Origin of the sequence: Microbacterium sp. KHB019, assembly GCF_037285405.1 — a bacterium.
Lineage (GTDB): Bacteria > Actinomycetota > Actinomycetes > Actinomycetales > Microbacteriaceae > Microbacterium.
Window position 1 is genome coordinate 375,535 of record NZ_JBBDHF010000001.1, and the last position, 14,749, is coordinate 390,283.

Annotated in this window: 11 protein-coding genes; 4 read left to right on the forward strand and 7 right to left on the reverse strand. The window is 66.9% G+C overall.

Annotation, left to right across the window (positions count from 1 at the left end; translation table 11 throughout):
- Position 1: 1 nt before the first annotated feature.
- Positions 2–2,833 carry an aconitate hydratase gene (locus KHB019_RS01875; protein WP_290368259.1) on the forward strand — a complete coding sequence of 944 codons (2,832 nt, stop codon included), beginning with the start codon at positions 2–4 and terminating at the stop codon, positions 2,831–2,833.
- A gap of 142 nt (positions 2,834–2,975) precedes the next feature.
- Positions 2,976–4,916: a 1-deoxy-D-xylulose-5-phosphate synthase gene (dxs, locus tag KHB019_RS01880; RefSeq protein ID WP_337457977.1), complete on the forward strand. Its 1,941-nt coding sequence runs from the start codon at positions 2,976–2,978 to the stop codon at positions 4,914–4,916.
- Positions 4,917–4,931: 15 nt separating this feature from the next.
- On the opposite strand, the gene KHB019_RS01885 is transcribed toward dxs, so the two are convergent.
- The 5 genes from KHB019_RS01885 to KHB019_RS01905 form a co-directional block, all read right to left on the reverse strand.
- A complete protein-coding gene (locus KHB019_RS01885) occupies positions 4,932–5,645 on the reverse strand; it encodes an SPFH domain-containing protein (RefSeq protein WP_230103159.1) in 714 nt (237 codons plus the stop codon).
- Positions 5,646–5,768: 123 nt separating this feature from the next.
- A complete protein-coding gene (locus KHB019_RS01890; protein WP_337457978.1) occupies positions 5,769–7,913 on the reverse strand; it encodes a 3-hydroxyacyl-CoA dehydrogenase NAD-binding domain-containing protein in 2,145 nt (714 codons plus the stop codon).
- A gap of 11 nt (positions 7,914–7,924) precedes the next feature.
- Positions 7,925–9,130, reverse strand: a complete 1,206-nt coding sequence (locus KHB019_RS01895; protein ID WP_230103161.1) for a thiolase family protein — start codon at positions 9,128–9,130, stop codon at positions 7,925–7,927.
- 73 nt (positions 9,131–9,203) lie between these two features.
- Positions 9,204–10,397 (reverse strand): ribonuclease D, encoded by a 1,194-nt coding sequence (locus tag KHB019_RS01900; RefSeq protein WP_337457979.1) that lies wholly within the window; start codon positions 10,395–10,397, stop codon positions 9,204–9,206.
- Entirely contained in the window at positions 10,390–10,971 is a 582-nt protein-coding gene (locus KHB019_RS01905; protein ID WP_337457980.1) for a DUF3000 domain-containing protein, read from the reverse strand. The genes KHB019_RS01900 and KHB019_RS01905 overlap by 8 nt, the downstream gene beginning before the upstream one ends.
- Before the next feature lie 25 nt (positions 10,972–10,996).
- Between KHB019_RS01905 and KHB019_RS01910 the strand changes: the two genes are divergently transcribed.
- Positions 10,997–12,151 carry an alpha/beta hydrolase family protein gene (locus tag KHB019_RS01910; protein ID WP_337457981.1) on the forward strand — a complete coding sequence of 385 codons (1,155 nt, stop codon included), beginning with the start codon at positions 10,997–10,999 and terminating at the stop codon, positions 12,149–12,151.
- Positions 12,152–12,157: 6 nt separating this feature from the next.
- Here KHB019_RS01910 and KHB019_RS01915 read toward each other — a convergent pair whose 3' ends face one another.
- Both KHB019_RS01915 and KHB019_RS01920 read right to left on the reverse strand, forming a co-directional pair.
- Complete coding sequence (locus tag KHB019_RS01915) at positions 12,158–12,589, reverse strand: SufE family protein (RefSeq protein WP_325470680.1); 432 nt, start codon at positions 12,587–12,589, stop codon at positions 12,158–12,160.
- A gap of 19 nt (positions 12,590–12,608) precedes the next feature.
- Positions 12,609–13,505 (reverse strand): sulfurtransferase, encoded by an 897-nt coding sequence (locus KHB019_RS01920; RefSeq protein ID WP_337457982.1) that lies wholly within the window; start codon positions 13,503–13,505, stop codon positions 12,609–12,611.
- Positions 13,506–13,627: 122 nt separating this feature from the next.
- Here KHB019_RS01920 and zapE point away from each other — a divergent pair, with 122 nt between their 5' ends.
- A complete protein-coding gene (zapE, locus tag KHB019_RS01925) occupies positions 13,628–14,659 on the forward strand; it encodes a cell division protein ZapE (RefSeq protein ID WP_325470678.1) in 1,032 nt (343 codons plus the stop codon).
- The last annotated feature ends 90 nt before the right edge of the window (positions 14,660–14,749 follow it).

Consider the following 14,749-nt stretch of genomic DNA (forward strand, 5'->3'; position numbering starts at 1 on the left):
CGTGTCCACGGTGAACAGCTTCGGTGCCAAAAGCACCCTGACGGTCGGCAGCACCGACTACGAGATCTTCAGGATCGACACGGTTCCCGGCTTTGACAAGCTGCCGTTCAGCCTGAAGGTGCTCCTCGAGAACCTGCTCCGCACCGAGGACGGCGCGAACGTCACCAAGGCGCAGATCGAGGCTCTCGGCTCGTGGGATGCCGCGGCCGAGCCCAACACCGAGATCCAGTTCTCGCCTGCCCGCGTGGTCATGCAGGACTTCACCGGTGTCCCCTGCATCGTCGACCTCGCCACCATGCGCGAGGCCGTCACCGCTCTCGGCGGAGACCCGAACAAGATCAACCCGCTCTCGCCCGCCGAGATGGTCATCGACCACTCGGTCATCGCCGACCTGTTCGGCAGCGAGAACGCCCTCGAACGCAACGTCGAGATCGAGTACGAGCGCAACGGCGAGCGCTACCAGTTCCTGCGCTGGGGCCAGACCGCGTTCAACGACTTCAAGGTCGTGCCCCCCGGCACCGGCATCGTCCACCAGGTCAACATCGAGCACCTGGCCAAGGTCATCTACGACCGCACCAACGGCGGCGTTCTGCAGGCTTACCCCGACACCTGCGTCGGCACCGACTCTCACACGACGATGGTCAACGGCCTCGGCGTTCTCGGCTGGGGCGTCGGCGGCATCGAGGCGGAGGCGGCCATGCTCGGCCAGCCCGTCTCCATGCTGATCCCGCGCGTCGTCGGCTTCAAGCTGACCGGCGAGATCCCTGCCGGCGTCACCGCGACCGACGTCGTGCTGACGATCACCGACATGCTGCGCAAGCACGGCGTGGTCGGCAAGTTCGTCGAGTTCTACGGTGCCGGTGTGGCGTCGGTGCCGCTGGCCAACCGCGCCACGATCGGCAACATGTCGCCGGAGTTCGGTTCGACGGCCGCGATCTTCCCGATCGACGACGTCACGACCGAGTACCTGCGCCTGACCGGCCGCGACGAGCAGGCTGTCGCCCTCGTCGAGCAGTACGCCAAGCTGCAGGGTTTGTGGCACGACGCGGACAACGAGCCCGTCTTCAGCGAGTACATGGAGCTCGACCTCGGCACCGTTGTGCCGTCGATCGCCGGCCCCAAGCGCCCGCAGGACCGCATCCTCCTGTCCGAGGCGAAGACGCAGTTCGAGCAGGACATCGTCAATTACGCCGACCCGTCCACCTCCGACTCGCTCGTCGACCTCGAGTCGAAGCACTCGTTCCCGGCATCCGACCCCGGCGCCGGTCCCGGCGACGAGGACCACGACACCCGTCCTGTGCACATCTCCAGCGGGGTCAACGGCACCTCCAAGCCGGTTCCGGTGACCACTCCTGATGGCGAGAGCTACATCCTCGACCACGGTGCGGTCACGCTCGCGGCGATCACCTCGTGCACCAACACGTCCAACCCCTCGGTGATGATGGCCGCGGGCCTTCTCGCCCGCAAGGCGCGCGAGAAGGGCTTGAAGCAGAAGCCGTGGGTCAAGACGACGCTCGGACCCGGCTCCAAGGTCGTCACCGATTACTACGAGAAATCCGGTCTCGACAAGGACCTCGAGGGCCTCGGCTTCTACACCGTCGGCTACGGCTGCACGATCTGCATCGGCAACTCCGGTCCACTCATCGATGAGGTCTCCGCCGCGGTCAACGACCACGACCTCGCCGTGACGGCCGTCCTCTCCGGAAACCGCAACTTCGAGGGTCGCATCAGCCCCGACGTGAAGATGAACTACCTCGCCTCGCCGCCGCTCGTGGTGGCGTACGCGCTAGCCGGCTCCATGCACTTCGACTTCGAGACCGATGCGCTCGGCAAGGACACCGATGGCAACGATGTCTTCCTGAAGGACATCTGGCCCACGCCCGCCGAGATCCAGGAAGTCATCGACTCGTCGATCTCGCGCGAGCAGTTCATCAAGCAGTACGCCACGGTCTTCGACGGCGACGAGCGCTGGACGAGCCTGCCGACCCCGACCGGGCCGGTCTTCGAATGGGACGAGAAGTCGACCTACGTGCGCCGTCCTCCGTACTTCGAGGGCATGAAGATGGAGCTGACCCCCGTCGCGGACATCACCGGTGCCCGCGTCATGGCGACGCTCGGCGACTCGGTCACCACCGACCACATCAGCCCGGCCGGAAACATCAAGATCGGTACACCGGCCGCGAAGTACCTCGAGGAGCACGGAGTGCGCCAGAAGGACTTCAACTCGTTCGGATCGCGCCGTGGAAACCACGAGGTGATGATCCGCGGCACGTTCGCGAACATCCGCCTGAAGAACCAGCTCGTCCGCGCCGTCAACGACGGCGCGGAGGTCGAGGGCGGCTTCACCCGTGACTTCACGAAGCCGGATGCTCCGCAGTCCTACATCTTCGACGCCTGCCAGAACTACGAGGCTGCCGGTACGCCGCTCGTCGTGTTCGGCGGCAAGGAGTACGGCTCCGGATCATCACGTGACTGGGCGGCCAAGGGCACCAGCCTGCTGGGCGTCAAGGCCGTCATCACGGAGAGCTTCGAGCGCATCCACCGCTCGAACCTGATCGGCATGGGCGTCGTTCCGCTGCAGTTCCCCGCCGGCGAGAGCTGGGAGTCGCTGGGTCTTGACGGCACCGAGGTCGTCTCGATCACGGGCCTCGAGGAGCTCAACAACGGGACCACGCCGAAGACGGTCCGCGTCACGGCGGAGCCGAGCGAGCACTCGCCCGAGGGCAAGCAGACGATCGAGTTCGACGCCGTCGTCCGCATCGACACCCCCGGCGAGGCAGACTACTACCGCAACGGCGGCATCCTGCAGTACGTGCTGCGGTCGCTGGTCTGACACCGATCGAGGGGTCCGGGTGCTTCGGCATCCGGGCCCCTTAGCGGTTCGTCCTCGGGGTATTCCCTGGCGTCGGCGGTACCATCGGAAGGTCGTCGTCCATCACGAGGAGACGACCAGTGAAGACGTTCAGGAGGTGCTGATGCCCATTCTTCCCGGCATCAACGGACCGCGCGATCTCGACACCCTCAGCTCCGCGCAGCTGAGCGATCTGGCATCCGAGATCCGATCGTTCCTCGTCGAGAACGTCTCCCGCACCGGTGGTCATCTCGGGCCGAATCTGGGCGTCGTCGAACTCACGATCGCCCTGCACCGCGTGTTCGAATCCCCGGACGACCCGTTCATTTTCGACACGGGGCACCAGTCGTACGTCCACAAACTGCTCACCGGGCGACAGGACTTCTCCGCGCTGCGCGTGCGAGGGGGACTGGCCGGTTACCCGCAGCGCAGTGAGAGCCCTCACGACGTCGTCGAGTCATCGCACGCCTCGAGTTCGCTCAGCTGGGCGGACGGGATCTCCCGTGCCCTCTCGGCCACCGGCCGCGACGACCGGCACGTGGTCGCCGTCGTCGGAGACGGCGCTCTCACCGGTGGCATGACCTGGGAAGCCCTCAACAACATCTCCGACGACAACGACCGCAACCTCGTCATCGTCGTTAACGACAACGGCCGGTCCTACGCGCCGACCATCGGGGGGATGTCCCGCTATCTCAACCGGGTGCGCACCGCAGCGGCGTACAAGGACCTGCACCACCGCTCCGACCGTTTCTTCCGCCTGTTCGGCCCGGCGGGCCGTGCGCTGTTCCGCGGCGTGCGAGGCGGCACGCACGGCTTCCTCTCGCGCTTCACGAACAACGAGGCGCTGTACTCGAATCTCGACATCAAGTACCTCGGCCCCGTCGATGGCCACGACATCCCGGCGCTGATCGAGACGCTCGAGCTGGCGAAGTCCTACGGTGCGCCGGTCATCGTCCACGCGATCACCGAGAAGGGTCGCGGGTATCAGCCGGCCCGAGACGACGAGGCGGACCAGTTCCATGCGGTCAACCGCATCGACCCCGCAACGGGTGAGCCGCTGGGGTCGAGCAGCACTGGGTGGACCGATGTGTTCTCCGATGCGCTCGTGCGCGTGGGGGAGCGCGATCCGCGTGTCATCGCCATTACCGCGGCGATGCTGCGACCCACGGGTCTCGCCCCGTTCGCCGAGCGGTTCCCCGAGCGGGTCTACGACGTGGGAATCGCCGAACAGCACGCGGTCGCCTCGGCTGCCGGCCTCGCTTACGGCGGGCTGCATCCGGTCGTGGCGCTGTACGCGACTTTCATGGGGCGCGCGTTCGACCAGGTGCTGATGGATGTCGCGCTGCACAAAGCCGGTGTGACCTTCGTCCTCGACCGCGCGGGTGTCACCGGCCCCGATGGTCCGAGTCACCATGGCATGTGGGATCTCGCGATGCTGCAGATCGTCCCGCACATCCGCATCGCAGCCCCGCGTGACGGCGCGCGCCTCGCCGAGGCGCTGGATGAGGCTGTTGCCGTGGACGACGCGCCCACCGTCATCCGGTTCCCGAAGGGCGGCGTCGCGGCAGACATCGAGGCGATCGAGCGTCTGGATGACGGCGTCGACGTGCTCTCGCGCGGCGAGAGCGAAGATGTTCTCATCGTCGGGATCGGCCCGTTCGCCGCACTCGCGATGGATGTCGCCACTCGGCTGCGCGCGCAGGGAATCGGCGCGACCGTCGTCGATCCGCGCTGGGCGATCCCTGTGCAGCCGTCGATCGTCGCGCTGGCGCGGCATCACCGTCTCGTGATCACTCTCGAGGACGGCATCCGCGTCGGCGGCATCGGCACCCGCGTGCGGCAGGTGCTGCGCGAAGCAGGCATCGACACCGCCGTCGACGAGCTCGGTCTTCCCGATGAGTTCATCGATCATGCGTCGCGCGAACAGATCCTCGCGGATGCCGGGCTGACCGCCTCCAAGATCGCGCAGGACGTCGTCGCTCAGGTGCTCGGCACACGCATCCCCGTCGCACGCAACGCGGGCGAGACCGGTGCGATCGATCTACCGCTGCACGAGCGGCGCTGAGCCCTCGCGTGCCGCTCAGTTCAGGGCGTGCAGCGCCGCGACGGCCTCGTGGTTGCGGTCTGTTGCGCGCATGGCCTGCGAGAGCAGATGACCGTCGGTGAGCGCGTCACCGGTGATCATCACCGAGAGGACTTCGACACCGCAGGCGTGCAGGGTCTTCTCGGCGCATTCCTGAAGCACTCGGATGCCGAGCTCGGAGTTGTGGGGGAGTTCATTGCCGTCCAGCGTGCGGATGACGTCGCGCAGGGCCGCCCCGACGATGTTCGCGGCGCGCTCCTTCACGTTCACGACGTCGAGTTCGAAGACGCGCAGATCACGACCCGTCGCGATGGGACGCCACTCGAACGACGCGTGCACGAGATGCTGGTGCCCTGTGGCGCCGGTGAGCTGCCGCGCCGGGAGGTCTGTTGAGCGAACACGCACGTCGATGAGCTTGTACCAGTAGAACATCGGGAACGCGCCATGGGTGCCTGGTTGCAGCACCACGACCTCTCCGGCGGTGCCGCGGCCGGTGCGCACCATCCGAGAGCCGGCCTTGCGGATGATGGGTTTCCCGTTCCGCGTCCGGATCGCCGCCCACCCCTCGTCGACCGTGACGATGAAGAGCTTGAGCAGCATCGGAACCACCAGCAGCGTGGTCAGCACCGCGGTTCCGCTCTTCACAAGCGTGGACATCCCTGAACTGCTGAAGATCGAGAAGAACGCGTCCATGGCTCCACTGTCGCGCATCCGGCAATCCCCAGCAGACCACAAGCGCCCTCGAGCCGAGGAGTTCACCATCATTTTCCCCGGCGTTACGCAAGAAGGGTGGGGCCGGGCTCACCGCCCGACCCCACCCTTCGCCAGCATGTGTCAGTCGCCGATGCCGCGGATCTGCGGAGTGTGGAAGCTCGCGCCGAACACGCGCTCCGATGCACCCTCGCGGTCGAGGTACGGTGAGGCTCCACCGTCGATGAACGGCCAGCCCGCACCGAGGATCAGGCAGAGGTCGATGTCCTCGACCTCCGGCACGACCTTCTCGTCGAGCATGAGCTTGATCTCCTGCGCGAGGCCGTCCTGCACGCGCCGGAGGATCGTCTCCGCTGACGCCGGCGTCGATCCGACGGCACCCTTGAGAGCCTTCTCCGCCGCCTTGGTCCAGCCGGTAACGCGACCGCCCTTGTCCTTCTCGACGACCTGGGCGAGTTCCGCGAGCGCGTGGAAGTTCTCGTTCGCGTAGAACCGGTCGGGGAAGTGCCGCACCATCGTGTCCTGCACGTGCGCGGCGACCTTCCAACCGACGAGGTCGATGAGCTGGAACGGTCCCATCGGCAGTCCGAGCGGTCCGAACGCCTTCTCGACGTCGGCGACCGGAGTGCCTTCATAGACTGCTCGGGCCGCCTCGCCCATGACCTTCGCGAGCAGGCGATTCACGACGAAACCGGGAGCGTCTGCAGTGAGGACGGCGTTCTTTCCGAGCCCCTTCGCCACGACGAACGCGGTCGACAGCGTCTGCTCGTCGGTCACGGGCGTCTTGACGACCTCGATCAGCGGCATGACCGCGACAGGGTTGAAGAAGTGGAAACCGACCAGACGCTCGGGGTGAGCGAGCCCCGCGCCGATCTCCTCGACGGAAAGCGACGAGGTGTTGGTCGCGAGGATCGCGTCCTCGGCGATGATCTTCTCGATCTCGCCGAACACCTGCTGCTTGACGCCGACCTCCTCGAACACTGCCTCGACGACGAAGTCGCAGTCCGCGTACAGGCTCTTGTCGGTCGTCCCGGTCACGAGCGCGCGGAGCTTGTTCGCCGAGTCGCCGTCGAGACGACCCTTCTGCTCGAGCTTGCCGATCTCCTCATGGATGTACTCCACGCCCTTGTCGACCCGAGCCTGGTCGAGGTCGGTGATCAGGACCGGCACCTGCAACTTGCGCACGAACAGCAGAGCGAACTGGCTGGCCATGAGACCGGCACCGATGATGCCGACCTTCGTGACCTTCTTCGCCAGCGCCTTGTCGGGTGCGCCGACCGGGCGCTTGGCGCGTTTCTGCACGAGATCGAACGCGTACATGGATGCCGCGAACTGATCTCCGGCCACGAGCTCGGCCAGCGCCTCGTCCTCACGGGCGAAGCCTTCGGACTTCGTGCCGCTCTTGGCCTTGTCGAGCAGCTCGAGCGCCGCATAGGGCGAGCGCGGCATGGTGCCGATCTTCGACTCGAGCATGCCGCGCGCCATCTTGATGGCGATCGGCCACTTGGTGAGACGCTCGATCTTGCCCGGCTCGTTCTTGCGGTCGACCTTGGTCTTGCCGCTGAGCACGCCGTCGGCCCACGCAAGCGAGTTCTCGAGGTAGTTCGCCGCGGGGAAGATCGCATCCATGATCCCCAGGTCGAACGCCTGCTGCGGCTTCAGCATGCGGTTCTGCTTCAGCGGGTTCGATATGACGACCTCGAGGGCGTTCTCGATGCCGATCAGATTCGGCAGCAGGTATGCGCCGCCCCATCCGGGGATGAGACCGAGGAACACCTCGGGCAGAGCGACGGCGGCGGCCGAGGCATCCACGGTCCGGTATGTCGAGTTCAGCGCGATCTCCAGGCCTCCGCCGAGGGCCAGACCGTTCACGAACGCGAAGCTGGGGACACCCAGATCGCTGAGCGATCCGATGACCTTGTGTCCGAGTTGGGCGATCAGCCGTGCGTTGTCCTTCGACCCGACACGGCTGATGTCGGACAGGTCGGCGCCAGCAGCCAGGATGTATTGCTTGCCGGTGATGCCGACAGCCTGGATCTCGCCGGACGAGGCGCGGGCCTTCAGCGTCGCCAGCGTCTCGCCGAGCTCTGTCAAGGTGCCGGGACCGAGCGTGTTGGGGCGCGTGTGGTCACGACCGTTGTCGAGCGTGATGAGCGCCAGTGTCTTGCCGGACGCGAGGCGGATGTCGCGCACCGTGGAGTGCGTGACGACCTCGTCGTCGGCGAGCGCCTGGATGGGGGAGAAGTCGATCGTTTCGTAATCAGTCATTCCTGCATCCCTCACTTGCGCTTCTTGCCGTCGTAGAACGGGTTCTCCCAGATGACCGATCCGCCCTGGCCGAGGCCGACGCACATGGCGGTCAGACCGTAACGGACATCGGGCCGTTCGGCGAACTGCGCGGCGAGCTGGATCATCAGGCGCACACCGGATGCCGCCAGCGGGTGCCCGAGCGCGATCGCGCCGCCCCACTGGTTGACACGGGGATCGTCGTCGGCGATGCCGAAGTGGTCGAGCAGCGAGATGACCTGGATCGCGAAGGCCTCGTTCAGCTCGAACAGGCCGATGTCGGAGATGTCGAGACCAGCCTTCTTCAGCGCCTTCTCGGTCGACGGGATCGGGCCGATGCCCATGATCTCGGGCTGCACGCCCGCGAACGCGAACGAGACGAGCTTCATCTTCGGCTGCAGACCGAACTCCTTGACGGCGCCGCCGCCGGCGAGCAACGACATGGTCGCACCATCGGTGAGCGGCGATGAGGTACCCGCTGTGACACGGCCGTGCGGGCGGAACGGCGTCTTCAGCGCAGCCAGATCCTCCATGGTCGTCTGCGGGCGTCGGCCCTCATCCTCCGTTGCCAGACCCCACGCGCCTGCGGCGTCCTTCACAGCGACCGACACGAGATCGGGCTGGATCTTGCCGGCGTCGTACGCGGCCTGCACCTTGTGCTGGCTGAGCATGCCGAAGCGGTCGGAGCGCTCCTTGGTCAGGTGCGGGAAGCGGTCGAAGATACGCTCCGCGGTGACGCCCATGTTCAGGGCACCGGGGTCGACCATCTTCTCGGCGACGAAACGCGGATTCGGGTCGGCGTTGCCGCCGATCGGGTGGTGACCCATGTGCTCGACACCGCCGGCGAGGGCGAAGTCGTACATGCCGATGCCGATCGACGCGGCCATGGTCGTCACGCTGGTCATGGCGCCGGCGCACATGCGCTCGACGGCGAGGCCGGGGACGGTGTTGGGGAGACCGGCGAGGATCGCGACGGATCGTCCGAGAGTCAGCCCCTGATCACCGGTCTGCGACGTCGCTGCGATGGCGACGTCGTCGATGCGGTCCGCGGGAACCGCGGAGTTGCGCTCCATGAGACCGATCGTCGCCTTCACGGCGAGGTCGTCCGCACGGGTGTTCCAGTACATGCCTTTTTCGCCGGCGCGCCCGAACGGGGTGCGCATGCCATCGACGAAGAAGACGTCCGAGATCTCGGCCACTCTGCCTCCAAGGGTTGGGATTGAGTTCAGCCTAGGAGCGCGGTCATGGCGAACGGAATCGGTTGGATCGAACCTACGATTCCGAAGCGAGGGCCGGGTCGGGCGATTGAGCAGCTTCTACAAAGGCATCCACGATCTTCTGTGCAGTGTGCTCAATCTGCCACGGGCGAGCACCGAGTGCTTCCAGCGCCCCGGCGACAGCATCCGTCGTAAGAGCCGGGGGCGTCCAGGCGAGTCTGCGCAGCGTCTCGGGCTTGAGCAGGTTCTCGGTGGGCATGTGCAGCGCCTCCGCGACCTCCTCGACAGCCGGACGTGCAGCCTTCAGTCGTGCGTCGGCCTCAGGATTGCGCTCAGACCATGCCCGGGGCGGAGGCAATGCGTCGCTGGGGACGCGCGTCTTGGGCAGGTCTTCCGTCTCACGCCCTCGGACGATCGCCTTCCACCAGCGGTCGAGCTCCGACCGGCTTGCGCGGCCGTTGAACGCCTGCACGCCTGCCAGAGCCTGCTTCGACTGAGGGCTCGCCAGCACGGCGGCCACCAGAGCGCGGTCAGGCACCAGGCGCCCGGGGGAGGTGTCCTGCTGCTGCGCATACTCTTCGCGCGCTTCCCACAGCGACCTGGCGACGGCGAGGTTTCGAGCACCCTTCACCTGGTGCAGACCGCTCAGGCGGCGCCAGGGGTCCTCGCGAGGCGGTCGAGGCGGCTGGGCGAGCGTCGCGGCGAACTCCTGCGCGGCGTACTCCGTCTTGTCCTGCTCCTCCAGCTCGGCGGCGATCTTGTCGCGGACGTCGATGAGGTGCAGCACGTCGAGGGCGGCGTACTCCAACCAGGACTCGGGGAGGGGTCTGGTCGACCAGTCGGCCGCCGAGTGCTCCTTCTTCAACGTGATGCCGATCGTGTCCTCGACGACGGCGGCGAGACCGACGCGCTCATGGCCGAGCAGGCGCGCTGCAAGCTCGGTATCGAAGATCACCGCCGGCTCGAGTCCTAGCTCGCGCAGCGACGGCAGATCCTGGCTGGCGGCGTGGAAGACCCACTCGACGTCCGCGATGGCCTCCTGCAGCGGTGCGAAGTCGCCGACGGCAGGAGGGTCGAACAGGAACACGCCGGCATCCCTGCGGAAGACCTGCACGAGATACGCGCGTTGCGAGTACCGGAACCCTGATGCGCGCTCGACGTCGACCGCGACGGGGCCGGTGCCGGCGGCCAGGGTGCGGCATGCCTCTTCGAAACGGGAGAAATCGTCGATGACGGAATACTCAGTCACGACCTGCCTTTCGCGCGCCGAACACGGCGATGTTCTCGGAGCCGGGCGGGAGACCGGCGAGCATGCCGACCAGTTCGGCCCATGCTTCAACGTGCGGCCGGAACGGCTCTTCCGGCGTCCAAGAAGAGCGTAGTTCGATCTGGGCGCCATCGCCTTCTGACGCGAGAGATCCGAATCCCTTGGAGATCGTCTTCGTCGACGTTCCGGATGCCGAGTGATACTGCGCATCGCGGGAATCGAGGGCGTCCACGAGCCACGACCACGTGACGTCGGACAGCAGCGGGTCCGTGCCGATCTCCGGCTCGAGCGGCGCCTGGGCGAACGCGACGATGCGCCAGGGGCCGCCCCACGCCGACGGTTCATCCGGATCATGCAGCAGCACGAAACGGCCGGTGCCGTAGATCGACGTGCCGTGCTCGTCCGGTCGGACGTCTGCGGCGAGCGCGATCGAGAACGGCGCGAGACCCTGCGGTGCGGTGATCTCGCGCACCACGATGTCCGTGCGGAACGTCGTCGCGCGAAGTTCGTCGGCAACGCGCTCGAACTGCGCTCCGGCGTCGGGGTGTGCGCTCACGGTGTCAGGCTAGAGTCAGGAAGCGATGAAGAGTCTCAGGCACGCCGTTGCTCTGCTGGTACCCGCGCTGCTCGCGTTCGCCGCGGGAGCGGCCCTTCTGGTGTTCTCCATCGGGCGTCGGGTCGTCACCCCGAAGTCGCGGGTGGCGGACACCGAGATCCTCGCCGTCGACACGGGAGCGCAGACGATCGAGCTGCGCAGGACCCCCGATACCGAGCTCCCGGGCCGCTACGGCCTGTTCACGACCGGAACATACGGATACGTGAAGCTCGGCGCGGTACTCAGCACCGACGCGAAGAGCGTGCGCCGCAAGCTCCTGACGAAGATCGAGCCCGGCGCGCAGATCGACCGCGCAGCAGGTTTCAGCGGCTGGTACTACTCGTCGCCGACCGAGCTGCATCTGCCCTGGGAACCGGTGCTGATCGGTTCGCCTGCCGGGCCGTGCCCGGCGTGGTTCTTCCCCGCTGCGTCGTCGACCTGGGTGATACAGGTGCACGGCCGCGGTGTCACGCGGGCCGAGTGCCTGCGGGCGGTTCCGGTGTTCCACGCCATGGGGCTGCCGAACCTCGTCGTGTCCTACCGCAACGACGGCGAAGCGCCCCGCAGCCGCGGTGGCTCCTATGCGCTCGGCGCGTCGGAATGGCGCGATGTGGATGCCGCGATCGGATACGCCCTGCGTCACGGCGCTGTGCGGGTGGTGCTCATGGGCTGGTCGATGGGCGGCGCCATCGCGCTGCAGACGGCGCTGTCGTCCGGCAACCGTCAGGCGATAGCAGGGCTCGTCCTCGACTCGCCGGTCGTCGACTGGCGCACCGTGCTCAAGTTCCAGGCGCACGCCACCGGGATCGTCGACCCGCTGCCGGCGCTGGCGATGAACGCGCTGTCCTCACCTCTCACCGCTCGACTGAGCGGTGCAGAGGACGCGATTCCGTTCGACAAGCTCGACATGGTCGCGCGGGCTCAGGAGCTGACGATCCCGACGCTGATCCTGCACAGCGATGACGACGGGTTCGTGCCGGCGGACGCCTCGCACGCGCTGGCGGCTGCGCGTCCGGATCTCGTCACGATGCCGCCGTTCTCCGTCGCCAGGCACACCAAGATCTGGAACTACGACCAGATCGGCTGGACCGCCGCGATCACCGAGTGGATGAGCGCCAACGGGTTCAGCGCGTCGGGCTGAACGCGATCAGCGCTTGTGCGAGACCTGACGCTTGACACGCATCAGCATCCCCGTCATCCCGCCGATCCGAAGCGGTGAGACCGCGCGGGTCAGGCCGATCGACTGCGGGTAGTCGTCGGGGATCGATAGGACCTGATCGGCGGTGAGCCCGGTGATGCCCTGGACGAGGATGCTGGCGAAGCCGCGTGTCGTCGGGGCTTCCGGCGGCGCCGTCGCGTGCATCGTGACGATGTCGTCGTGCACCTCGACGTAGATGTACACCGGGGACTGGCACTCAGCGACCCGTTCGGCCATCTCCGGGTGCGCGGCGACCTCGTCGGAGACAGCGGGCAGCTCCTGCGAGAACTCCAGCAGAAGCTGAAGGCGCTCGGCCTCGGGGAGCTCGAGGAAGTCGTCTCGGATCTCCGCGAGGGCGTCTGGAACCTGGGTGCTGCTCATTCCAGCAATCATTCCACGGTCAGAGCGTGCCGGGCTCGCTTCCCGTGACGATGGGAACGCGCACGGCGCTGCCCCACTCGGTCCAGGATCCGTCGTAGTTGCGGACGCTGTCGAAGCCCAGGAGGTGCTTGAGGACGAACCAGGTGTGGCTGGAGCGTTCGCCGATCCGGCAGTAGGCGACGATGTCGTCCCCCTCGGCGATGCCTGCGCCGTCGCGGTAGATCGCGTCGAGCTCGGCACGGCTCCTGAATCCGCCGTCCTCGGCGACGGCCTTCGCCCATGGCACGCTCTGCGCGGTGGGGATATGCCCTGCACGCAGCGTGCCCTCCTCCGGGTACGCGGGCGCTGTCGTGCGCTCACCGCTGTACTCCTCCGGCGAGCGGACATCGATCAGCGGCCCCTGTCCGATGAACCCCACCACGTCGTCCTTGTACGCGCGCAGCACCGAGTCGTCCCGCTCGACGACCGGGTAGTCGGTCGGTGCGGGAGTGGAGACCTCGGTCGTGATCTCGCGGCCCTCGGAGATCCAGCGGTCGCGACCGCCGTCGAGCAGACGCACGTCCTCATGCCCGAACAGCGAGAACACCCACAGCGCGTACGCGGCCCACCAGTTGTTCTTGTCGCCGTATATGACCACGGTGTCGTCGCGCGAGATGCCCTTGCGGCTCAGCAGCGCGGCGAATCCCTCGCCGTCGACGTAGTCGCGGACGACGGGGTCGTTGAGTTCGGTGTGCCAGTCGACCTTCACCGCGCCGGGGATGTGGCCGGTCTCATAGAGCAGCACGTCCTCGTCGGACTCCACGACGACCAGCCCCGGCTCCCCGAGGTGAGCGGCCAGCCACTCGGTGCTGACGAGCCTGCCGGGCTCGGAGTACTCTGCGAACTTCGGGACGCTCGTGTCGAACGCGATGGTCATGTGACGCTCCTCGGGTGGATGGGCCTCAGGGGTGACGGCGTAGTGTTGAGCCGTCCCCTTCGACATTAGAGCCGTTCGGTGCGCCCGGCGCCGGATCCGTAAGACTTCGACACAGGAATCGCATGACCGAACCGATCCACCTCACCTCGCGTGAACCCGTCGTCACCGGACCCGAGATGCTCGCCAGCCTCGTCCCGCCGCCGCAGTTCGACGGCGCCACGTTCGAGAGCTACCGATCGGATGACGCGTACCCGTCACAGGCCGAATCGAAGCAGCTGCTGCAGCGGTTCGCCGGGCGAGGAGGCCCGGCCAAGAAGGGCGGCTTCTTCAGCCGTGCCAAGAAGGAGCCGGACCTCAAGCCCGGCGTCTACCTGGACGGCGGTTTCGGTGTCGGCAAGACCCACCTGCTGGCGTCGATCTACCACGCGATGCCGGCCCGTCGTAAGTACTTCGGCTCCTTCATCGAGTACACCGCGCTCGTCGGCGCCCTCGGGTACAAGAACACCGTCGATCTGCTGCGAGGTTCCGACCTGCTGTGCATCGACGAGTTCGAGCTCGACGACCCGGGCGACACGATGGTCATGACCCGCCTACTGGGCGAGCTCGTGGCATCCGGCACCCGACTCGCCGCCACCTCGAACACGCCGCCGAACGCACTCGGAGAGGGACGGTTCGCCGCGCAGGACTTCCTGCGCGAGATCCACGCCATGTCGGACAGCTTCGAGACGATCCGCATCGACGGCACCGACTTCCGGCAGCGGGCGCTCGACGGCAAGGCCGTCGTCCTCTCGGACGCCGAGTACGAGAGCGCGATCGCGTCGACACAGGGCGTGGCATCCGATGATGTCTTCGGCGATGTGGTCCGGCACCTCGCCAAGGTCCACCCGTCGCGATACATCCGGCTGATCGACGACATCTCGCTGGTGGGGTTGCGCGACGTTCACGTGCTCACCGATCAGTCCGAGGCGCTGCGATTCGTCGCGTTCGTGGACCGCGTCTATGACGCGCAGGTGCCGATCGTCGCCACCGGCGTGAGCCTCGACCAGGTGTTCGCCGAGGAGATGCTCGGCGGCGGTTACCGCAAGAAGTATCTGCGCGCCATATCCCGGCTAAACGCTCTGACGCATTCTGCGCAGGTGCAGAGCACCCCGTAACGCGATGTTCACACGGCGGTGCGTGGTGTAACAGCGCCGAAACAGGAGACGTGCATTCCGGAAACGGAGCCTCGACACACTGAAGCTCTC

Excerpts from the sequence above, each read along its gene's own strand:
- KHB019_RS01910 (WP_337457981.1), top strand. The coding sequence starts at position 10,997 with ATGAAGAGTCTCAGGCACGCCGTTGCTCTGCTGGTACCCGCGCTGCTC.
- KHB019_RS01890 (WP_337457978.1), bottom strand. The coding sequence starts at position 7,913 with ATGACTGATTACGAAACGATCGACTTCTCCCCCATCCAGGCGCTCGCC.
- KHB019_RS01920 (WP_337457982.1), bottom strand. The coding sequence starts at position 13,505 with ATGACCATCGCGTTCGACACGAGCGTCCCGAAGTTCGCAGAGTACTCC.
- KHB019_RS01885 (WP_230103159.1), bottom strand. The coding sequence starts at position 5,645 with ATGCGCGACAGTGGAGCCATGGACGCGTTCTTCTCGATCTTCAGCAGT.
- zapE (WP_325470678.1), top strand. The coding sequence starts at position 13,628 with ATGACCGAACCGATCCACCTCACCTCGCGTGAACCCGTCGTCACCGGA.
- KHB019_RS01915 (WP_325470680.1), bottom strand. The coding sequence starts at position 12,589 with ATGAGCAGCACCCAGGTTCCAGACGCCCTCGCGGAGATCCGAGACGAC.
- dxs (WP_337457977.1), top strand. The coding sequence starts at position 2,976 with ATGCCCATTCTTCCCGGCATCAACGGACCGCGCGATCTCGACACCCTC.